The organism is Bdellovibrio bacteriovorus str. Tiberius, assembly GCF_000317895.1.
GTDB lineage: Bacteria > Bdellovibrionota > Bdellovibrionia > Bdellovibrionales > Bdellovibrionaceae > Bdellovibrio > Bdellovibrio bacteriovorus_F.
In genome coordinates, this window is sequence record NC_019567.1 from 2493501 (window position 1) to 2516185 (window position 22685).

Annotated in this window: 17 protein-coding genes; 4 read left to right on the top strand and 13 right to left on the bottom strand. The window is 51.1% G+C overall.

The annotated features are described in order from the left end of the window. From BDT_RS11910 to BDT_RS11945, 8 genes are all read right to left on the bottom strand, one after another. A complete protein-coding gene (locus BDT_RS11910) occupies positions 1 to 3102 on the bottom strand; it encodes a S8 family serine peptidase (protein ID WP_015091494.1) in 3102 nt (1033 codons plus the stop codon). Continuing rightward, positions 3099 to 6500, bottom strand: a complete 3402-nt coding sequence (locus BDT_RS11915) for a hypothetical protein (protein ID WP_041577770.1) — start codon at positions 6498 to 6500, stop codon at positions 3099 to 3101. Before BDT_RS11915 ends, BDT_RS11910 begins: the two co-directional genes overlap by 4 nt. 189 nt (positions 6501 to 6689) lie before the next feature. Continuing rightward, positions 6690 to 7742, bottom strand: a complete 1053-nt coding sequence (locus tag BDT_RS11920) for a hypothetical protein (RefSeq protein WP_015091496.1) — start codon at positions 7740 to 7742, stop codon at positions 6690 to 6692. A 123-nt stretch (positions 7743 to 7865) separates the two neighbouring features. After that, a complete protein-coding gene (locus BDT_RS11925; RefSeq protein WP_015091497.1) occupies positions 7866 to 8567 on the bottom strand; it encodes a phosphatase PAP2 family protein in 702 nt (233 codons plus the stop codon). Continuing rightward, entirely contained in the window at positions 8564 to 9130 is a 567-nt protein-coding gene (locus BDT_RS11930) for a phosphatase PAP2 family protein (protein ID WP_015091498.1), read from the bottom strand. Before BDT_RS11930 ends, BDT_RS11925 begins: the two co-directional genes overlap by 4 nt. Positions 9131 to 9142: 12 nt before the next feature. After that, positions 9143 to 9802, bottom strand: a complete 660-nt coding sequence (locus tag BDT_RS11935) for a hypothetical protein (RefSeq protein ID WP_015091499.1) — start codon at positions 9800 to 9802, stop codon at positions 9143 to 9145. Between the two features lies 1 nt (position 9803). Next, on the bottom strand, positions 9804 to 10412 hold the full coding sequence (locus BDT_RS11940; RefSeq protein ID WP_015091500.1) for a DUF3943 domain-containing protein: 609 nt from the start codon (positions 10410 to 10412) through the stop codon (positions 9804 to 9806). Positions 10413 to 10678: 266 nt separating this feature from the next. After that, positions 10679 to 12751, bottom strand: coding sequence for a hypothetical protein (locus BDT_RS11945; RefSeq protein ID WP_235046106.1), 2073 nt, complete (start codon positions 12749 to 12751; stop codon positions 10679 to 10681). Positions 12752 to 12871: 120 nt separating this feature from the next. Here BDT_RS11945 and BDT_RS11950 point away from each other — a divergent pair, with 120 nt between their 5' ends. Together BDT_RS11950 and BDT_RS11955 are read left to right on the top strand one after the other, a co-directional pair. Further along, the gene (locus BDT_RS11950; protein ID WP_015091503.1) at positions 12872 to 13594 is read left to right on the top strand and encodes an FAD-binding oxidoreductase; all 723 of its coding nucleotides are present in this window, start codon (positions 12872 to 12874) and stop codon (positions 13592 to 13594) included. Next, positions 13587 to 14477, top strand: coding sequence for a DMT family transporter (locus tag BDT_RS11955; protein ID WP_015091504.1), 891 nt, complete (start codon positions 13587 to 13589; stop codon positions 14475 to 14477). Before BDT_RS11950 ends, BDT_RS11955 begins: the two co-directional genes overlap by 8 nt. A gap of 34 nt (positions 14478 to 14511) precedes the next feature. Here BDT_RS11955 and BDT_RS11960 read toward each other — a convergent pair whose 3' ends face one another. From BDT_RS11960 to folE2, 5 genes are all read right to left on the bottom strand, one after another. After that, complete coding sequence (locus tag BDT_RS11960; protein WP_041578352.1) at positions 14512 to 15543, bottom strand: DUF475 domain-containing protein; 1032 nt, start codon at positions 15541 to 15543, stop codon at positions 14512 to 14514. A gap of 98 nt (positions 15544 to 15641) precedes the next feature. Further along, the gene (gene uvrA / locus BDT_RS11965) at positions 15642 to 18242 is read right to left on the bottom strand and encodes an excinuclease ABC subunit UvrA (protein WP_015091506.1); all 2601 of its coding nucleotides are present in this window, start codon (positions 18240 to 18242) and stop codon (positions 15642 to 15644) included. A gap of 108 nt (positions 18243 to 18350) precedes the next feature. Next, positions 18351 to 19616 carry a hypothetical protein gene (locus BDT_RS11970; RefSeq protein WP_015091507.1) on the bottom strand — a complete coding sequence of 422 codons (1266 nt, stop codon included), beginning with the start codon at positions 19614 to 19616 and terminating at the stop codon, positions 18351 to 18353. 399 nt (positions 19617 to 20015) lie between these two features. Beyond that, positions 20016 to 20513: a Fur family transcriptional regulator gene (locus BDT_RS11980; protein ID WP_051026306.1), complete on the bottom strand. Its 498-nt coding sequence runs from the start codon at positions 20511 to 20513 to the stop codon at positions 20016 to 20018. Positions 20514 to 20610: 97 nt separating this feature from the next. Then, positions 20611 to 21525 carry a GTP cyclohydrolase FolE2 gene (gene folE2 / locus BDT_RS11985; protein ID WP_015091509.1) on the bottom strand — a complete coding sequence of 305 codons (915 nt, stop codon included), beginning with the start codon at positions 21523 to 21525 and terminating at the stop codon, positions 20611 to 20613. Between the two features lie 173 nt (positions 21526 to 21698). Between folE2 and BDT_RS11990 the strand changes: the two genes are divergently transcribed. Both BDT_RS11990 and BDT_RS11995 read left to right on the top strand, forming a co-directional pair. Continuing rightward, positions 21699 to 22268 (top strand): Maf family protein, encoded by a 570-nt coding sequence (locus BDT_RS11990; protein ID WP_015091510.1) that lies wholly within the window; start codon positions 21699 to 21701, stop codon positions 22266 to 22268. Continuing rightward, complete coding sequence (locus BDT_RS11995; protein ID WP_015091511.1) at positions 22265 to 22669, top strand: cytidine deaminase; 405 nt, start codon at positions 22265 to 22267, stop codon at positions 22667 to 22669. The genes BDT_RS11990 and BDT_RS11995 overlap by 4 nt, the downstream gene beginning before the upstream one ends. The last annotated feature ends 16 nt before the right edge of the window (positions 22670 to 22685 follow it).

A 22685-nucleotide genomic window follows, 5' to 3' on the forward strand; every position in this document is an offset into this window, starting at 1 on the left:
TTAGTAAGTTAAATTAACTCTCAGCAATTTATCGCCGCAGTAGTAATCGAACGAGTGGGCTCCCCTGACCCCGTCAAAGACCGGTGTATCCATCGGACGACACCCTGTCGAAGACTTGAATCTCAAGCGCGCTGGTGACACCAGTTCGATCGCAGATCCATCCCTTGCAAAAACCGGTACCAACATTTTGACACCACGGCTGAGTTCCGAACTTTCCGTGGTAAATAGCGCTGGAATCTTCGTTGATGCGTCGCGCGCATCCTTTAAAGTCAGCGGGAAGTACAAATTCGTCATCAACATGTCGGGGAAGAACGTGTAACGCTCGAAACTTTTGCTTACTACACGGGTCCTCACGAGGTCGTGATACTGGATTTCCGAGTTCGTTAGAACAAAGGCTCCTTTACGCTGCAGCCCCGCAAACACGGCGCGCACCCACAAAGCGGAGTCAAATTGGGACCGTTCCGCCCCCAGCTGCTGGTCTAACAGTTCCCAGTTCTTGTTATCAAAGACCGACAAACGCTGTTGACGGTTCAAACCTTCACCGAACCAGAAGCTGCCCGCGAACTCGTCCTTGCCGTAATCCAGGGCATGAACCTTGTCGACACGGGTATCAAGGATGTTGCGGTAAGTGGTTTGGTGGGCAAACAGATCCAGCTCCATGAAGTTTTCGATACGGCCTTCCACCACCTCAGCGATGGCGAAATTATATAGATAGCTTGGCTTGGCTTCTGTTCCCTGATTTTTTGCCAGCAAAACAGGCACACGTCCCGCCACCATCTGTTCACGGCGCGGTTCGATCACGTCGATGATCTTGTAACCCTGATGTTCTTCCAGGGCTTTGAGTTCATTCTTTTCGTTCAGGAAATAGAAACGTGTCTGGGCCTTTTCATAGTTGTCCGGATTTTCCCAGCGCTCTTTCAAACCACGTTTTTTGGATGGATCTTTACCACCTCCCACCCACGCCGGGCGTTTGGTGCCACCAATTTTCTGCCAGTACATCTGATAAGGCGCCGGAGCCAGCTCTGCAGAATACTTGAAGGTCTCTAGCAGCTTCATGGCTTTATCAAAGATATAGAACGTCATTGGGGATGCTTCGGGTTCGTCCAACTCGGATTTGTCTTCCAGAATACCCATCACGTATTCGCTTTGACCGTCACCGTTTAGATCCAAACGGGTCAGAACCTGTTCACGCAGATTGTCGGCTTCACCTTCAGGGCGGATTTTAGTGCCACCCACAGCGGTGTAAGCGCCGTTGCCGTTGTCAGCAACCAGCCACAACTGCCAGGTGTTGTTCTGCTGACCCAAAGCCAGGTAATCACGCTGTTCCGGATGGTTGTCCAGATTTTCATCCAAAGGCAGGAAGGACACACGGGTTCTTGGCATGCCAGTGATATTAAACGTCTTCACATCGGCGGAAGCCATTTCCGGCGTCACGCTGACCACGACTTCACTTTCAAAGACATAACGGCGGGCTTCGGCATCACCAACACGCACGTCTACGGTCAAATCCAGTTCACTTGGGATGCGGGACTGGGATGGATCCTGAGAATCCACCAGACTCATCATCACCACGTACTTGCGCACTTCGTTCTGCTTCCACACACCTGGATATGGAGCCGCTTCTTTGATGGCTGTGATCCAAGGGCGAACCGCATCCACATGAGGCTTGATGAACTGAGCGTTCATTTTCACCTTGCCGATATCAATGGCCTGCCATTTGTTCACAAAAGAAATCTCGAAGCTCAAATCTTTGCTCTTACGATCCCAGTTGATTTCGACTTTTTCCTTGTCAGCAGGAACAATCAACGGCTGCACGAAAACTTTCAGGGACTGCTCAACGTCCATGTTACCGGCAACAGAATATTTTTTGTAAATTTCCCTTTCCGGGCTCAGCGCTTGTCCTTGTTCATGAGAGCCGCCAGAAACCAGAGAAAGGTTGGATTTCAAAGGACGGGCACCCAGCACAAGTCTTGCGTAAATCTCATCAGCCGGAACACCGCGAGCCATCAGCTCGGCCACCGCGGCCGCCACATAAGGCGACGCTTGAGAAGTTCCAGAAAGGTATTCATAACCCAAAGTCGAACGGAAACGCACCGGACGTTTGCTTTCAGGATAAGTGCTGAGGATATTCACACCCGGAGCCACAATATCCACACCGCTACCAAAGTTAGAGAAATGCGAGAACGCGCCATCAGGACCGGCCGCTCCCACGCAAATCACATTTGGATAAGCGCACGGACGAAGAAGCGCACGAGTCGAGTCATTGCCGGCAGCAGCCACGATGATCACACCGCGGGCTTGAGCTTCCGCAATCACTTTGCGCATGAAATCAGAATCTTTCGCCTGAGGCCAACCCATAGAGAAGTTGATCACCTTGGCGCCCGAACGCATCGCATAGATCACACCACGGCCAACCATGTCCCCCAGACTGCGGGTGACACTTTCACGGCCGGTCTCTTGCGGGGAATCATAAATAGACAAAGGCTTCATCGGTTCAGAAGGCTGAACACCGATCACCTGCACGGGCAGGATCTCGACGTTTTCGCTCAAACCACGCACACCGATATTGTTGTCGACTTCCGCCGCGATAATACCTGCGACGTGAGTCCCGTGACCCTGGTCATCGCCAAAGTCCGGACGGCCCATAATGCCGGCGGCATTCACGCCACCCAGCAAGCTCCAGCCCTGACAATCCAGTGGGTATCCGTTTTTATCCTGATCCACTTCCGGATTGCTCAGATCCATCCATTTCTTTTCACAAGTTTTGCGGTCGCTGTCGGCCACGCAGGCTTCAAACTTCACCAAAGCCCGGCACTCGGATTCATTGCGACGAATGACACCCTTCAGATCCGGGTGATTTTTGGCGATACCGGTATCCAGCACGGCCACGATGACTTTGTTTTTCGCTTTTACCGGGGATGGCAGACGCACGTCTTCCTGAACTCGGGCAGGAATTTTATAGGTGTGCAATGGATCCAGGTCGATCATTTGCGGCACCCCCTGATTGTTCAAACCCCATTGCATGTGCGCAAAAGGATCGGCAGCCACAGCGTGGCTTGCCAGGAAGCTCAAGGAGACAACAGAAAGAATCAAGGATCTCATCGGAAGCTCCCCAGGGATTTATCCAGTTCGATTGGAGAAATACGGGTTTTCGTCGCGAACATCTGAATCAGACCGTTGGCGTATTCGATGTTCTGCTTCGGATCACCCAAAGTGTTGGAGAAGTACTCAATATCCCCGTCTTCATCGCCAGCACGGAAGCCGTTGATGCGCACGAAGTAAATGTAGTTGTCCTTACCCAGGAACTTCAAAAGCTGAGGCAATGGAATCGCCTCTTCCAGAGTGTAAACAACGTTGGTCATCCACTGCGTCTGGGATTTTTTGTCTTTCGGGTAGCTGGCAGAAAGCTTCAGCAGTCTTTCCATCCACGGCAACATACAGTCGAAGTATGTCCCATTCACCCAAGAGCCCTGATAGTTCATCGTTCTTTCTTTTTTGTGGGCATCCTGTTCTTCCTGACATGCAGTGATGAACTCGGATTTACCACGTTTGAAGTCACCGTTACCCAGAACTGTGACCATATCATTGAACATCTCCTGATCGTGAGGACGGGCTTTACGGCCCATTTTCTCGCTCAGTTTCTGGAACAGACGACCGATGAACTTGGCTTTAGGAACAGACTTCCCGTCCTGATCCGGTTGCAGGATCAGGTCTTTGATCTTGTCCAAACCACCCGGAAGGATGGAAAGGTTCGCCGTGATACGATAGAAATCCACCGCCGTCACATTCGAGAACGCTTCTTTTTCAATCAGGCGGTAAGATCCGACCGGAGAACTTTTCAGTTCGCCCTGAACCTCGTCGATCAATTTCAGGAATTTCTTGCGGTTCAAGTGCCAGCCGCCCCATACACGCTGAACCACACCCACGGATGGATACTGTTTCGCATTGGTCGTCAGGTCGGATTCGGTGGTTACGGTTCTCCAGTACGCTTTACCGTACGGAGTATTGGCTGGATTTGGATCGTCAGAACGAGCCAGATCCACACGGCCTTTTGGCCACCACTTGTTCATCAGACCTTCAACCCAGTCAAAGGCAAAGCCCAGCAAATCACGACCGATCAGTTCACCGCGCTTATTAGAGAACAGCGTCACTTCTTCGTCTTTAGGATCCAGATCCGGAGCTTCTGCACTGCGCGGGTAACGAATTTTCAAAGTGTGATCTTCGTTAAAGGAATTCACACGCATCGCGAAGAACTTGTTTCGGATCTCGCGGGTTTTCAGGTTGTGGTCGATCTCGAACTTGCGGTGATTGAAGTTGGCGTACAACAACTCCGGGTCATTACTCTTAAACAATGCACGCAATGCCGGTTTCAGGTCATTACGGGTTTTGATGAAGTCTTTTACGAACTTCGCTTCCTGATTTTCAGAATCAATGTATTCCGCGTACTCAGGATTGTAATCAATCACGAACGCGTCCGTGCTTAGTTCCGCCCATGTGGTATTGGCGCGAACACGCATCACGTTGATGAAATAGTTGATGTCCAGGGTCATACCCATGGCTTTGCTGTTCTGGGAACGAACGTAAACCTGCACGCCCTCTTTGGTGCGCATGAAGCTGGTTTGTCTCAGGATCGCGCGGTTTGCATCCACACCCACAGCCACAGTGTTCAGGAAGTTCAACGGGGAAATACCCATCAAAACATCCAAAGATGAAGACGCCTGAGCGTAAGCGGACAAAGCAATAGAGTCCGTCACCGTGAACACTTCACCTTCGCGCAGTTCGCTCAGGAAAGCATCCAGAGGTTGACGAGCTGGTTTGCCCTCTTCCTGGGATTTGATAGGGTCTTTTTCGTCCAGAACCGCTGACAGTTTCGACATAAAGCGCGGAACCAGAAGATCTTTCCAGGACACTTTCGTGCCTTCCTGGATGGAGTTCAAAGGGCGTACGTGAGTGTAATCACGCATTACCATGATGTTCGCGCCGGCCATTGGCGTGATCTTAGGCACCCCGTCCAGAGTCATGAAGTAACCCAGACGACCCGCTACGGACACGTTATCCACCAACTGAATTGGCGCAGAACTGCCGAAGTAAGTGCCCGTCGTCACGTGACGAGTTGCACCCAGATTGAAGCCACCTACGGGACCGCCCCACGCTTCCACTTTTTGGTAAAGTGGCTCGTACGGACGCTCACGGATGTGCTCCAGAACTCGCTGAGTAATTTCATCACGACGGTTTTGGAACAGATCAGATGTAGAAAGCAAATCCAGCTTTTCGTTGATGTGGTTCATCACGGTGCCGATCACAGCGGATTTGGCACGGATACCCATATAACGCTCAAGGTCCCCGTCCTGGAACGGCGACTGACGGTCCCCGTGCGCAAAACGCTGAGGATAGCCCGGAACGAATTCCTGCGTGACTTTTCCGTCTTTAACCAAACCAGATCGCGAAGTGATATTCAGGTCCGGCAATGGCAACGCGGAAGTATTCTTAACGTTGAAAAGCTCCAGTGCATTGTGAGCACGGTGCAGAAGTTTTGCCACGATCAGGTCTTCAAGTTCCTGCGGGTAAGCGCCGGCACGCACGATTTCAACAAAATCACTGTGGCGAAGTTCTGCCATACGGCGAACCAACCAGCGCACGTCTTCATAGCTTGCCGCCGAGAATGATTCAGCTGAAGGATGATTGATCACCACGTGACCGGAAAGAACCGCACCGAACTTGGCACTGAATCTGTTCACGGATTCTGGCAAATCAACCAAAGCAAATGGCAGGATCAAAGCGCGGTAAGCTCTGTAACGGGAATAGCGTTGTACCGCAGGCAGTTGATTGGGATTGTTTGGATCTGGAGCATAACCCCACTGGATATCGAAATATTCCGCAACAGCCGGTTCAAGAACCGCATCCGAAAACACCACAGAGTGATTGGTTTTATTGTCTTCCGTCACCCAGCCACGGCTTTCGAAGTCAGAAATCATGGATTCCTGGGCGTTTTTCAGGAAGGATTCTTTTTCCGCTTCCGTTTTGAAGAATACACGCAGGTTGCGGTAATACTTCGGAGACGGAACATAGTAACCCAGCTTTCTTAACAAAGCCGCACGCATCAAAGTTGTATGAGTCAAACGGGACAGGCTTAGTCGATAGAACAGATTCGGATTTTCCAGCGACTGAACGCGGGACATGTAAGTGAATGGCAAGGCGGCTTCTTCAGACAGGAACTGCACCCCGCGCTGAGCAACCGGATAGCTGCCTGGAATGTCTTCCACACCCGGATAAACGCGGTTTTGCCACATCTTGTTTTCAAGAGGATTTAGCAGACTGAGATCAGCCCCCTGATTGGCAAGGGCTGCGGCCTGCCCCACATCCAAAGCCGTTCCGGAGCTGTTGACCAGATCCATCGCCGGCTTCTTTACAGAGTTCAATGGCAGGGAAACACTCTCGGCACTTGCGATGGAGAGCGCCATCAAACACAGGGCGCAGACTATAACTATTCTGAGAGACATAGCTTATCCTTATCAAAAAGGTGACAAAGTGGTGTCAAAAGGGCCTTACACGGACCCCGTTCCCGGAACAGCAAGGAACGGGCCACAAATTGTCAGTCATTTAGAAATAAATTCCCGTTTAACTGCTTCAGAAACGAAATGACCGCCTTGCACGGCGGTCATCTGAAGCTTTTACAAGCTCTGCTTAAGTTATCGGCACTTGATGCGATAGTGCGCCATCATGGCGTCTTCCAGCATTTCCCGCTCGTCTTCATCCACAACATACACGCCCAATGAGCGGCTGGTGTTTTCAAGCACGAAGCGTCCCACGATATCCGGCGCATAGAACGCGCTGTTCTTCACAGAGTAATAAAGCAGCTGATCTTTTGACGGCTGATTCGAGTCATAAACAGTAAAGGTAATGATGTCGTTAGTGACCTTGTAAGACTTCACCATCACGATGTGCTGAGCCGTGCGACCAGCACGCAGATTAATCAGCGTCAGGCGTTTGGTGTCGGCATTACGGCGCAGAATAGAAACAGACTCCTGATTTTTTTTAGCGCTGCGATCACCCGAACCCGCACCCATACCGATATTGGCGGCACGGAAGAAGTGGCGGGCCTGATTTTCTTCAATCTCTGCACGGAAATGCCTGTGAACGTTCTTGCCATCCACATTTTCAACATAGCCTTCCAGCAAACGCATCCACAAACTGTTGGTGTGCCATTTGTCTTCGCTCAAAGAATTGGATGGAACCGGGAAGATGCTGTTGGCTCTCAATGAACGCGTGATAATGCGCTCAGTGCTGGAGCTGCTGCCGCGGTTGTCGTTGTTGTGATTGTCATTGATAAGTTCAAGAGTTCCACCGCGAATCTGATTCAGCAGACCCGGTGAAATCTGGTCCATCCGCAAGCTGGTTGGCTCATTATAACGAGCCATATAAGAGATCATGCGCTGGGTGCTGCTTAAAGCCCAGCAGCCCGCGATCGTGGCTACGCCGCTGCGGAAAGGCCAATTGGTGATGGGCATATTACGGGACTCATGAAAGGCGTCAGCTTTAATTCGATAGTAAATACCATCGATGCTAAGCTTGTTACAGGTCAGATCCTGCACCAAAGAGTCCGTGACTCTTTTATTGGAGATAAATTCAGAGGCGGAAGTACTTCGTTTCTTGCCCCAGGCATAAGCGCGGTCTGCCGTCGCGGCCATAGCCGTGGCAAAGGCGCATAAAAACAGCACAGCAGTCTTTAATAGCTTCAACATACAACGTCCTTTCATTTCAACGTCGGATGCTAAAGCAATTCACAATCCACACTGGTTCCATGTTTAATTCCTGTTCAGGTGTCAAAGACCTGAACAGGTGCCCTAAAACGTAGGACATCTGGGCTAAAACTCGCGACTGAAGCTGAGACCCACGACTCCGCCCCCGACGACGGGGACTATATTATAGTCGCTCTTTCCGGTGTTCAGGGCGCTGGCGCGGCCCCAATAAATGCCCAAGGCGGCACCCGCCACCACATCGCTGGTCCAATGGATGTTTTCACTGACCCGGGAAGCAGCCACGAAGGTTGCCAAGGCAAAGGCCGGAATGCCGATCTTGTAGCCGTACGCGTAGGCCAGCGATGTGGCCGTGGCATAGGAAGAGGATGCGTGCCCCGACGGGAACGACAGATAATCTCGTCCGCTGGGGCGTTCGCGGCCTATGACAGAGGCCATGGTGATGTGACTGGCCGCTGTGAGGGCCAGAGCCATGCTATGAGCCAGGCCATTTTGCGGATCCAGCCACAGTTGCGCTAGCGCAATGGCGATCCCCGGGCCACCACTTCCCAGATACGCCCCGATATCGGCGGTGTCTTTATCCATGATCAGCTTGTCGGGATTAAGATTGTTTTTATAAACCGTTTGATCGTACTGGCGTGCCGTCACCGTGGCAGCCGTGCCCACCAGCAAAATCAGCTGTCCCCCACTGTCGAAGGAATTTGTGATGGTGGGTTTTAGTTCCTGATGCCAAAGCCACGAAAAAGTATTTTCTTCAGCCTGAGCTGCCGCAGAAAAGGCGAACAAGAAAGCGACAACAAGGCTTTTCATGACGGACCCCTTTGCCATTTCATCAGGATCTGCTTTGCGATAAGCGCCAGCACGGCCCCCAGAAGACCGCCAAGAAGCGCCCCGACGGCAACGTCTGCCGGGAAGTGCACCCCACAATACACGCGGGAATAAGCTGTTAACGACGCCAGTGCCAGCAGAGGGATTCTTGCTTTGGGATAAAACACTGCAATGAAAGCAACCAATGCAAAGGCATCCACGGCGTGACTGGAAGGGAAAGAAAACCCACCCTGCTGTGGCCCGCGTAGCATCACCAGATCGGCGATATCAGAGCGAAACGGCCTTGCCCGTTGAAACAGGGGTTTGATCAGATCTCCGGAAAGGACATCAGCAACACTTGCCACCAGCGTGGCCGAAACCACGACCAACACACCTTTCACGCGGGTTCGCGTGAACAACCAGAATAGAATAGTCGGCAGCACCATAAACAGGAACCACGGGGATTTCTGAAAGTCCGTCCACCATGGAAAAAACACATCAAACAGCGGATTGGCAGTAGTGCTGTTGATGAATAAAAATATCTGATGATCGATTTGTTCCCACATCACACACCTGCCTTAAAAGGCCAAAATCCCGAAGGTGACGGCGATACTGTAAATGCGTGCGTTGTTAGTGACCTGGTTGCGGGAAAGGACCAGGGGCACTTCACCGTCCATCATCACGTCCTCTTCACTTTCCAGGGTCTGGGCGGTGGCAGCGATTTCTGTGAACCACACTTGTCCTTTCGAATTCTTTTTCAAAATACCCCAGCCCAACCCCACAACCGGCCCGTCGAAATGAATGCGACTGGTGCTGGGATCAGAAACGCCTTTTGGAGTTTCGCCATTCAGAAATAAAACTGTCGGAGCCCGCCCCACAAAGAGCCTTGCATAAGGCGTCCCTTCCATTTCGGGATAAATCTTTGGCAACTGAGTGCGAATCCCCATGGTCAGCAGTGTGTCCCATAAAAGGAAACTGTCCTCCATGCGGTTGAATTTCACACTGGCACTCCATTCCACGGCCCATTCGGGATGAAAGACATAAAGCAGGTCGGTCTTCAGATTCACGCCCACGCCGCCATCGGAATGGTCGTCATCAGAGGTGTACAAAGCAGAATTGAATCCACCACCGGCCAGCAGATGCAGACCGTCGCTCCAATTGTCGGTCTCAAAATCTGTCGCCAGGGCACTCACCGACAGCAGCATTGAAAGCAAAAATACAGACAGTGATTCTTTCATATCAATACCTCCAGGACACATTCAGTCCCAGGGAGTCCGTTCCCACATTTGGCATCGCCGCCAGTTCCTGCGGATAGTTTGGCAACAAGGTGAAAGGATTCAGAGCGTAGCCCAAAGCGCGCATCCACGCCGAATCCTGCCCGCGCAGATGATGGCTTAAGCGTTCAAAGCCCATCCCCACAAGAGTTCCAAAGACCGGCGTCTGATAGATATCCTGAATGCTTGGAGGCTCGGTGTAGGTTTCCACCGCAAACTCGAAAGCCAGCGAAGAAAGGAATGTCCAGACAAAGGCTTCAGTTTCGGTATAACCACGATAGCGATAGAAAAGATAATAATACTGCCCGGCCAAGGCGTGTTTGAAGATGTTGTAGTCAAAGCTGTCTTTATCAAATTCAGGCTTGAACGGATAGCTGGTGAAATTGTCCCAGGAACCGTGATCGGCGACGGTCTTTTCCTGCGTGATCAGATACACGCTCCACTGTGCCACATAGACGGCACCGAAATTCAGAGCGTACTCACCTGCCGTGCGTGCTGGTGGTGTTGACGTGTCTGCCGCAATTCCTTGTGCGGCAAATAGAAGGGTTAAAAGGACGGTAACGAGGGCTTTCATGGGAAACTCCGCATATCGCGAAACACCCTGTGAGTTTGGACTCCGAAGTATCTATCTGTAATTGTTGATCAAATATCAACAAAAGCTCACTTATGTATGTACGCGATTACTTACTTATCTAAAAGCCAAACTAACGGAATCTGCATAAGTAATCAAGTAATTACTTAAAAAATGAGTATTGGGGGACGAAGCTTCGCATGAAAAGAATAAAAAAAGGAAGGCTTTGGGGGCCTTCCTTTCGCACTTTGATTTTATAATTCAACAGCTTAGAAGTTGATTCCGAGACCTACGGTTCCGTAGAACGTGTTCAGTTCGGCTTTCTGATTTACAGACCCATCAGTGAATCCGTAACGTTTCATCCCGAAACCTGCCTCCCCGAAGTATCTCTCGGACCACAACACCTTACCGTGGAAGTTCAGAGACATTGGCGCATTCAGAGTCACGTTGGAATCCATCGAGCTGACATAGTAAATGAATTCCATGTCCACCCATTTTGGATAACGCATGAATGGCAGGATATTGAAGAAGTCATCAAACACCTTCGGCATAGAGCGCGCCCAGAAGGCCCCCACCCCCAGCATCGGCGCCTTCAGTTGATCGAAGGTCACGCTCTGATAGGACACCATCGCACCAACAGATTCATCACGCCCCCACAGACCTGGTGTTGCACGGTATTTCAAGTCGACAGTCATCACACTGAGCGGAGCCGTGTTGCCCGCAGCATCGACTTTCAACTGATTGAAAGACTGGAAGTACTTCGCACTGAAGCCCCAGCGCTGACGGGACAACCAATAGTTGGTCCAGCCGAACAGATCCTCGAACCACTGATTGTAGGCCACTTCACCCATAAAGATGAATTCACCGGAAGCCTGAACCGCCGTGAAACGACCGGAAAGCTCGCGCGGATAACCTTTATAGATTTCATAGTAAGACTTGTACGTCTTGCCGTCGATATCCACATTCAAGTAAGAACGATTGATCTGACCACGCTCGGTCGCTTTGAAGTCCCACACGAAAGACGCTGGATCCTGAGAATTTTCCTTCACGGAATTCTGCTCGGAAGACACTTGAGCCACCGGCTGTTTGCGACCTTCCAGCTTGATACCATCGATGTATGTACCGGTCGGAGTTCTTTTGCTCAGGTAAACACGGGACTGAGTGCGCGGGATTTCCGACAGTTCGAATTTCTGTTTAAAGATACCGCCGCCCTGGCCTGGCAGATAAATTTTTGGATCGTCTTTCTTGATCGCGGCCGCCCAGAATTTACGTGGATCACCAATCGTGGATTCAAAGCCCAGCATCTTGGTGAAGGAACTGTACTGATCCGGATTCAAAATGACTGAACGTCCCACCGGGCGCGTGTCATAGCCGACAATTCTTAAAACACCCGGCTTCTTGGTGTCAGAAATGTCCATCAGCTCCAGCTTGTTTGGCAAAGTCACAAATTCATAGGACTCGCCGGTTCCCAATTCTGCAAAGAAAGAACTTGGCATGTCCGCCGCCACGGGAACGGAATTCTTCAATGCCGCCTCTTCGTTATTCACCAGCACTCGCGGAGTCACCGCATCCGCACGCACTTTCCCCATCACCACCGTCTTACCGCTGGATTTGGAACCGTAACGCTGAGAACACATTTTCGTGGAATTACGACCATCCGTCTGAGTCAGACAGAAGCGGAAAGATTCCTTCTGACCCCAGAATGGAGCCTTCGCAGATTCAGCATCACTGATCGCAAACTGAGAACCGAAGATGCCGGAGCGAACCACGTCTTTTGACGGAACACCTTTCGCAACCAGTTCTTTTCTCCACGTATCCAGTTGTTTTTGCCATTGGGTGCGATCCGCTTCTGTGAAGGAATAACTCCAAAGCACAGTTCCAGTACGAGAGATCATCTCGATTGTTCCGTGGCTCATCAGTTTTTCAGGCCATGCCATCACCAAAGCCACTTTACCGGCTTCACCGCTGCCAAGGATCTGATTGATTTGTGAGTGAGTTTTACCCAGTGGCAAAAGGGCGAAGAAGAAGTTCTTCTCGTTCAGTTGCACGTTCCCGATTTTCAGATTTTTCCCGCCAGCAGCGCTCAGGTCGTATTCCATCTCCAAGGGAGGCAGGATCACGCCATTATCCAGCTGATCGAAATAAAGGGGCTTATTGAAATCACGAGTCGCCGCTGTCTTTAGCAAGGAGCGTTGAGGCGCCGGAATTTCTTCCGTAGACTCAGTGGCTTCCGCCGGGGCCGGATTTGGCGCCGCTGCGGGTGTTCCCTCTGGCGTTTGAGCGTGTGCAAAGGACGCAAAAGACAATAATACGGACAATACAAGATGCTGCGCACTATTCACGATATATACCTCACTGCTGTGCTTCAATTTTATTGAATGCGAGGTTTTGTAACAAGCTAAAATATTGGACTGTCTGGGTTTTTCGGTTTATGAAGACGGGACCGATTATGAAGGAGCCTTATGTCTGCCGCTCGTACTATCTATCACATGAGAGTTGAAGAAATCATCGACCACACCCCAACGGTGCGTGAATTGGTCCTGAAGACGGAAACTCCGAATGAATTCGGCTTTAAAGCGGGCCAGTTCGTCATGCTTCACGTGCCTCAGGGCGAGGCAAAGCCCGCTTTGCGTGCTTACTCTATCGCATCTGATGACCGCACCAAAAATGGATTCCGACTGCTTTTCAAATTCGTAGAAAACGGCTTAGCCTCGACTTTCGTTTGGCAACTCAAAGGCGGCGAGCTTCTGAACTTCACCGGCCCGTTCGGTAAAGTCTTCTTCCAAGAGCCTCCAACGGAGCAAATCGTCTTCCTGAACACGGGTACCGGCTTGTCCCAACACTTGTGCTATCTGCTTTCCAAAAAAGAGCAGTACCCGAACCTTCGTTACCGCATGCTGTTTGGTGTGCGCACCGAAAAGGACATGTACTACCAAAAAGAGATCGAAGAGCTGCAAAATGCATTGCCTGACTTCAAGTTTGAATTTGTCCTGAGCCGTCCACAAGACGACTGGAAAGGCAAAAAAGGCTATGTTCAGAACTTTATCTCTGAATTTGATTACAAAAACATTCCGACGACGTTCTACCTTTGCGGTAACGGCGGCATGATCAAAGACGTGAAACACCAGCTTCTGGAAGTCGACGGCTTTGATAAAACAAAAATCTGGGCCGAGGCGTTTGACTAAAAATCGCGCGGCTCTGGAGCTGATCTTCGCCGGAGTCCTTTGGGGCTTCGGCTTTGTCGCCACCGTCTGGGCTCTGGAGGCCTTCACTCCGGTAGAGACCCTGTTCTTCCGCTTTGTCATCGCCTCTGTCATCGGCGAATTTTTATACCTGATCATCAAAGGCCCGAACTTCACCAGCTTGCGTGAGGAAATCTTTCGCGCCCTGCCCGCCGGCCTTCTTCTGGGCGGCATGCTGCTTTTGCAAACCATCGGATTGAAATACACCACCGCCACCAAGAGCGGATTTCTGACCAGTCTGTATGTGATTTTGGTGCCGCTGTTCAATGCGTGGTTCTTTAAATCTTCCGGCAACTGGAAGAACTATGCACTGACCGCCCTGGCCTTACTGGGAACTTTCATTCTGGTCGATGCCAATCTTTCCGGAATCAATTCGGGCGACCTGTGGACGCTGGGCTGTTCGGTGTTTGCGGCTTTTCATATTATCTATATCGGAAAGATTTCAAACAAAGTCGGCAACGCGTTTCGTTTCAACAATTTCCAGTCGGCGTGGTGCCTGCTGGCACTGACTCCGTTGCTGTTCACACAGGAACAAATCAGCTGGCATTTTTCAGACACAAAACCGCTTCTGGGGATTCTGTGTCTGGGCCTTGGGTCCAGCATCATCGCCTTTTACCTGCAGATACGCACGCAGAAGGTGCTTTCAGATTCCACTGCAAGCATGCTGTTTTTGCTGGAATCCCCGTTTGCGGCGCTTTTCGGGTTTATAATTTTAAGCGAGCGACTGAGCTGGTTCCAGATTTCGGGGGCGGTGATAATTATGATTGCCTCGGTTCTGCAGATCCTGACGGACACCGCGAGCAAAACCGAAAGCCCGAAGACCTAAAAAAAGCCTGCTCTTTGAAGCAGGCTTTTTATTTTTAGTGGGAAGCTTGAACATCGCCCTTTTTCAGGGACCAGATGAAGGATGTCAGGATGATCACCCCACCGCTCAAACCGGTGAACCACTCTGGGATATGCAGGAACGGATCCGCCAGCATGATCATCGCCAGCAAACCAATCGCATAGAAGGCCCCGTGCTCCAGGAACGCGAACTTGGTCAGGGCTTCTTTTTCCACGAACATGATAGTCAAGCTACGCACGAAGAACGCCCCGATGCTTAGACCGATCATGATAATGAACAGATTGTGCGTGATCGCAAACGCGCCCACAACACCGTCAAAGCTGAAGGACGCATCCAGAACTTCCAGATACAGGAACATACCGGCGCTGGCTTTGTGCACGTCTTTGATTTGATCATCAGACGCTTCCAACCACGAACCGATGCCATCCACGATCACATAAGTGATCAGGCCCGCCATACCGGCCATCAGGAACGGAAGCTGCTCGTGGCTTTTCAGGAAGTGCGTGATCAGGATCAGAATGATCAAGGTCAAGCACACTTCGATCGCTTCCACTTTGCTGCCGATGTAGCGAGTTGGCTTTTCGATGAACGGGATCCAGTGCAGATCTTTGCTGCCGTCATAGAAGTACTTCAGTGCCACCATCAACAGGAAGCTTCCACCGAAGGCGGCCACTTGCAAGTGAGCATCCAGCATCATCTTGGCGTAATCATCCGGCTTGGTCGCCGCGATCACCAGAGCTTCCCAAGGGTTGACGTCAGCCATGAAGGTCACGATCAACAACGGGAACACCAAACGCATCCCGAAGACCGCGATCAACATACCCCACGTCAGGAAGCGATGACGCCAAACCGGAGTCATCTCTTTCAAAACCACGGCATTCACGATGGCATTATCGAAAGACAAAGAGATTTCAAGAATCGCCAGAATCGTAGCGATAAACAAAGCCTGAAAACCCGCCGCGACTGTGCCGCCATAAAAATGACCCACAAAGTACGAGGCGATCAAACCAAAGAAGGTAAAGACAAAGGAACCTGTAAAGTATTTCATTCCCACAGATTTCACCGATTCAGCCCAAAGAATCAAGGACCGCTTCGGGGGACACAGGATGTCAAAAGACCCGGTTTTAGCCGGGTCTTTTTAAAGCTTTATTTTAATAAGGGCTTCAGGAATTTGCCCGTTTCACTGGCAGTGACCTTGGCCACTTTTTCAGGTGTTCCGGCGGCCACGATCTGACCTCCACCTTTGCCGCCGTCCGGCCCCAGATCAATCACATAGTCCGACGATTTGACGACTTCCATGTTGTGCTCAATGACCAGCACGGTGTTCCCTTGATCAGCCAGTTCCTGAATCAGTTCGACCAGTTTGCGGACGTCATCGAAATGCAAACCCGTGGTCGGTTCGTCCAAAATGTAAAGCGTCTTACCGGTGCCACGGCGGGAAAGCTCTTTGGAAAGCTTCACGCGCTGGGCTTCACCACCCGACAGGGTTGTCGAGCTTTGCCCCAGGGTCATGTAATCAAGCCCCACCCGGTGCAGGGTTTCAAGCTTGCGGTAAATCTGAGTGTGGTTGCGGAAGAATTCCAAGGCCTCGCCCACGCTCATTTCCAGAACGTCCGCGATGGATTTGGATTTGTACTTGATATTCAAAGTCTCGCGGTTGTAACGACGGCCCTGACAGGTGTCGCAGGTCACGAAGACGTCACTTAAGAAGTGCATCTCCATACGGATCTGCCCGTGGCCCATACAGGTTTCACAGCGCCCACCCTTGACGTTAAAACTGAAACGCCCCGGCTCGTAACCGCGCAGTTTCGAATCCGGCAGATTCGCGAATAAATCCCTAATCATCGGGAACAATCCGACATAGGTTGCCGGTGTCGAGCGCGGTGTGCGCCCGATCGGTCTTTGATTGATATCGATGACCTTGTCGATCTTATCCAGGCCTTCAATTTTCTTGTAAGGCGAAGGTTGCGCCAAAGCCTTATAAAAGTGCTGCGCTAAAATCTTGTAAAGTGTATCGATGATCAGGGTGCTTTTTCCAGAACCCGAAACTCCGGTCACGGTGGTGAAAGTCCCCAGTGGGATTTCCAGATCGACGTTTTGCAGGTTGTTCCCGGTGGCTCCGGTCAAACGCACAACCTGCCCGTTGCCTTTACGGCGTTCTTTCGGGATCGGAATGCGCATTTCACCGTTCAGATATTTTCCGGTCAAAGAATTCGGGTTGGCCGCCAGCTCATCCGGAGTCCCTTGCGCCATCATCTCGCCACCCAGAACCCCGGCACGAGGTCCCAGATCGACCACGAAGTCAGCATAACGGATGGTGTCTTCGTCGTGTTCGACCAACAAGATGGTGTTCCCACGCTCTTTCAGTTCGCCGATGATATCAAGAAGTCTATGATGATCGCGCGGATGCAAGCCGATGCTTGGTTCATCCATGACATACAGACAGCCAATCAAGGATGATCCCACTTGGGTCGCCAGACGAATGCGCTGGGCTTCGCCACCGGACAGGGTGCGCGAAGGACGACTGAGCGAAAGATACCCGGTGCCCACGCGAATCAGATAATCCAGACGCGCCAGAATTTGTTTTACAATTTTTTCAGCAATCAGCTGATCTTTGGATTTCCATTGAAGTTTGGCAACCCAGTCGCGCAGTTCGATCGCACCGAGGTCGGAAAGCTCGGCAATGGTTTTGCCACCCAGACGGATATTCAGAGCTTCATTTTTTAAACGAGCGCCGTGGCAATCCGGACAGTCGTTCAGAACCATCTCTTCGCCCTCTTCGTCCTCATCGTCCGAAGTTTTTTTGCCTTTGTATTTGTAGACGACTTTATCCAGTTTCTTGCCGCCGACTTCGCCGTCAGAGAACTGCTCTTCTTCCTCCAGATCGATCGTGCCCAACCCATGGCACGTCGGGCAAGCCCCGCGCGGATTGTTGAAACTGAACAAACGAGGTTCAATCTCGGGGAAACTGTAACCACACTCTGGACACGCCGAGTGCAAAGAATAGTTCGTGCGCTCGCCGTCCAGGGTTTCAATGATCACGCGGCCGTTGGCCATGCTAAGCGCCGTATTGATGCTTTCAGAAAGGCGCAGCTTCAGTGAATCCTTCAGAATCAACTGATCCACGACCAGATCAATATCGTGCGTTTTGGTCTTGGCAAGTTTTGTGGCCTTGTCGAGTTCAATCATCTTGCCGTCGACTTTGGCTTTCACGAATCCTTTTTTAGCCCAGCGTTGGAATTCCGCCAGGAACTCACCCTTTTTACCGGAAGCCATCGGCGCCAGAACAAAGAACTTGGTGCCGACACCTTTTTTAAAGACCTCTTCAATGATCTGCTGCGGGGTCTGGCTGCTGACCGGAATGTGGTGAGTCGGACACTCGGGAATCCCCAGCTTCGCAAAAAGCAAACGAAGATAATCATAGATCTCGGTCACCGTGCCCACTGTGGAGCGCGGATTGGTGCTGACAGATTTTTGGTCAATCGCTATGGCCGGAGAAAGCCCGGTGATGGAATCGACTTCCGGTTTTTTAAGCTGTTCAAGGAAGTTGCGCGCGTAAGCAGAAAGACTTTCCACATAACGACGCTGACCTTCAGCATACACGGTATCAAACGCCAGCGACGACTTCCCGCTGCCACTCAACCCCGTAAATACGGTGATCTTATTGCGCGGAATAGTCACACTGACATTCTTCAGATTATGCTCTTTTGCACCCTTAACTACGATTCCATCTTCAGCATGCGACATAACTCCAAAGTCTAAAACGCCCCTCGTAAAAAGGAAAGGTGCCTGGTTGTTTTTTCTGGCAATGCAGCGTTAAACGCGCCTTAGCCAGAAAAAACAACCAGGCACCTCTTAAAGGCCGAAGCCGCATTTTCTTTTAAGATATGTATCGAAATCCGAATCGGAGAAGTATTTGAAGTGCACGGGAGAGTTCTGAGCCTGATTCGGCCACAGATCGCGCACAGGGACTTTGCAGGATTTGCCTTGTTTGGTCACCGTCGCCGTGCCGTTTGCCAGCAGACGTGGTTCTTCACCTCGACGATCGACCCGGACCATGACGCCGTTACCGCGGTAAGAAACCTTGGCAGGCGCCAGAATTTTGCCTCCGCCAGTCATGGGACCGTCTTCAGAAAAGGCACCCCCGATGACTTCACGGGTTTGAGCATTGTAGGTCACCGTTTCCCCAGTGGGCAGGGTCACGATCTGACGATTTCCTTCCACACGAATATGCGGCAGGGTTTTACGCGGGAACAGCATGATGTAACTTTCCTGCGTGTGACTGACCGTCGAATTTGGAGAATCACTGATACTGATTCCAATATCCTGACGAGCCCCTGCTTCGTATTCGAAAGACCATTCACGAATGCGGTAGTCACCCTTGGAAACAACTTTGTTGGGACCCATATTTCGAAGTTTGAATTTCCCCTCGGAACTGTCCCCTTCAAAAACACAACTGTCATAAGTACCCACGGTGCGACAACGAGTCGGACGAATCCCAAACGGATTCACCGTGCGAGTCGGAGAACGCAACACCGGCGCATCCGAAGAAGCCCTCGGCGCAAAAGTGCTGACAACTTTCGCAGAATCATTCGGCACCGTATCGCGGGCTTGTTCTTTGACCACTTCACAGCCATCACAAGGCTTGGTCTCTTGAACTTTTTTATTGGCATCACGAATCTGCTGATTCAGCTCTTGAACAGCCTGTTTTTCTTCGGCCTTTTCAGCCGCCGCAGGAACACGCAAAGCCTCAGTCTTGCGTGTAGTCTCGACCGACTTGGACTTTTCAACTTCAGCAGATGCCAAAGCTTCGCCAGCAGCCTCAGAATTTTCAAAAAGCTTCATCCCGGGATTTGCTGGTTTGTAGTATACCCAAACCTTCTCTCCCTTATGCTTGCCGGAAAGCACTTCCACCTTCAGGCCATAATTACCTGAACCAAACTGTTTTGTTTCTTCAATTTTCCCCCGCGTCCCCGGAGGCATGACAAACTTGACGTTACGAGTGGATTTCAAAAAGTTAGCCGAGTAACGAGCATTAAAGTAGCCTTCGAGTTCAACAACCCCGCCACTGCTCACACCCAAAATAAGAGGAATCAGCAGGAAAACTCCCCACCGTTTCATAGCCAACTTCATAAAGAGTTTATCGGCCGTTCCAATTCAAGACTTAACAGGACGTTGAAAAAGGCCCTTCGTCTTCGTTGTCGAGCCTCATCTTCCACTCCAGCGTACATTAAGTACGCTTCCGCTACAGCTGAGACTCTCCGCCTCGCCGCTGAACCTTTTTGAACGTCCTGACCCCGACCAAAAGCAAGCGATGGCGAAGCCGAGCGATCCGGGCGGCCGCAAAGCGCAGCCATTCCCCGATCCCCGTCCCCAAAAATACCGGGAGCGAAGACCGTTCAAAAAGGTCCAGATGCAAGGCGGAGGGTTTTTCGCGAAACGGAGGCGTGCTTCAAGCACGTCGGAGAGCAGCGAAAGGCCCGACAACGAAGTCAGATGGGCCTTTTTCAACGGTCGCCTTTAAAGATTCTTGGCTTGGCAGGACGGGCAAACACCATACAACTCCAGGATGTGATGAGTCAGTTTGAATCCAAACTGATTCGCCACCTTCTCTTGAAGTCCTTCGATGGCTTTATTCTCGAACTCACAGATCTTACCGCACTTCACGCACGTCAAGTGATCGTGGTGACCTTTTGGAGTCAGCTCGTAACGAGCTGGCAAACCACCCATGCGGACTTCCGTCACAAAAGTGCCTTCAGTCAGGGTTCTTAGGAAACGATAGACAGTAGCGAAACCAATATCCGGATGTTCTTTGTTCAGTTTTTCATAAAGCTCTTGAGCGGTGACGTGACGACGGCCTTCATGCAGGGCTTTCAGGATCGCCATACGCTGGCTGGTGACCTTCAGATTCAAGGCGCGGATGATGCGCTTCAATTCGGCTTCGTCGAATTGATCGGCGTGTACGACGATGTCGTCATCATGCTGTCTTGGAAGAAATGGAACTGCGTCTTTACCCATGGTCACCTCAGGGCTTCTTTATAGGGGAAGCCCCTGGAGATGTCCACATTATTAAGAATCATTTTCAGTTGGTTTCCAGTAAGTTGACACTGGAGGACTAAAAACTACGTAGTTTCAAGCCCTTAGAGATATGAGAAACGGCATTGTGAGGGTGCAGGCTCTCAACATGGCTGAATTCAGCCACATAGTCCAAAACATCCGCCTTGGCATCCAAAGCTTCCTTCACACGGCGAGCGGCATCTTCACAGAACATCAGGTTCTGGCCGTTACGAAGTGCGAACTCCTGCTCGTCCTCGCGTTTCACTGCGCCTTGAACGGCGGTCTGCAAAGCCTCTTCAACGATGTCGATCAGATCGCCATAGTTGTAGTTCGCCCCGACTTCCGCTTTCACGCGGGCAAAACTGCGTTGCGCGTGCGGAGTCGCCACGATCCCTTGCGGAGTTCCCAACCAGGAATGAACCACATCGAAATCCAAAGGTTTGTCAGTCGAGAAATTCTGTTTGAAACCATCCTGAATCAGCTGACGGGACAAGGCCGCCGACGCGGGACAAGTGCTGGAATAAGTCACCACCACTTCAACGAAGTAACTGATCTGCCCTTCTTCGTTGAAAGCCGAAGTGATCACCGGATACGAGCGCCATGCCTGATTCGCACTTTTCAAAGCTTTGCGAATCAGAGGCGCTTCAAACTGAACCTGAACCAAAGCTTTGGTGGAAAGGTCTTCGTGCGTGCGCAGGAATTCCGTCGTTACATTGCCCAGAAGGCCCAAAGAAAGTTCAGACCTGGTCAGAAGCTCCTGGGACAAAAGATACAGGCGTGACATGTGGATGCCACGGGAGGGTTTTTTATCAAGGCTGACTTTCGCATCCACGCGCGCGGGAATGCGGTAAACCCCATCGGTCTGCTTCAGCATCACCGGCAGTTCGATAGCGCCCATGCCGACCCAGTCGATCGGGGCAAAACGTTCAGAATGGGTTTCTTTGGCTACGTCAGGAAGAGATTGTTTCGTCATAAATTTATATCCAATTCACTGCTGGTCTTATCGCAATTTCCTGTAAATGGCTCTCACTTTTACCACCCAGCGAAGCTTTTTCAGACAGGTACTGCCCAGGGGCCTTTGAAGCACCGCAAGGCAGAGCCCGAAAAGAGTGTCGCCCTCGATAAGAAGCGATATATTGAGCCCCTATGTCACAAAAGCAACTGATCCTCGCAAGCACGTCCAAATACCGCCAAGAGCTTCTTTCTCGATTGGCTTACAGCTATTCGGCCCAAGCGCCTTTGATTGACGAAGAAAAAGAAAAAGACCCGTCCCTGCCCCCCCAGGCCCTGGCTGAAAAACTGGCGGACCTGAAAGCCGCAAGCCTTAAAGCCGCCGGCAAAGTCGTCATTGGCGGAGACCAACTGGTGTCCTTCGAAGGCCGCATTATCGGCAAGGCCCACACGGCAGAAAACGCGGTGGAGCAGCTTATGTCCATGCAGGGAAAAACCCACGACCTGATCACGGCAATCTGCGTGTATGACGGCGACAAGAAAATCGCCTACACCGACATCACCCGCATGCACATGAAAAAAATGACCCGCGCCCAGATTGAACGCTATGTGCATCTGGACAATCCGATTGATTGCGCCGGCAGCTATAAAATTGAAAAACACGGCATCATGCTGTTTGATAAAATTGAAAGCCAGGATTTCACCGCGATTCAAGGTTTGCCCTTGATCGAACTTGGCAAAATATTAGAGAATGCAAACCTATGAACGATACACAGAAAAAACTATTTGAAGCCGCCTGCAAGGCACAGAAAAAAGCCCACGCCCCTTATTCCGACGCCTTGATTGGCGCAGCAGTACTGATGAGCGATGGTCAGATTTTCAATGGCTGTAATGTTGAAAACGCCTCTTACGGCGGCACCGTGTGTGCTGAACGCGTGGCCATCTTTAAAGCCGTCAGCGAAGGCGCACACAAGCTGATCAAGGAAGTGCTGGTTGTCAGCGATGCTGAAAAACCATGGCCACCGTGCGGATTCTGCCGTCAGGTGATCGCAGAATTTGCCAATGAACACACCATGATTCACACCGCGAACCTGCAAGGCAAAATCAAGACCTTCCAGTTCCCGGAAATCTTCCCCGAAGCCTTTACTCCAAAGCATTTGGATTAGACAATCAGGGAAAAGG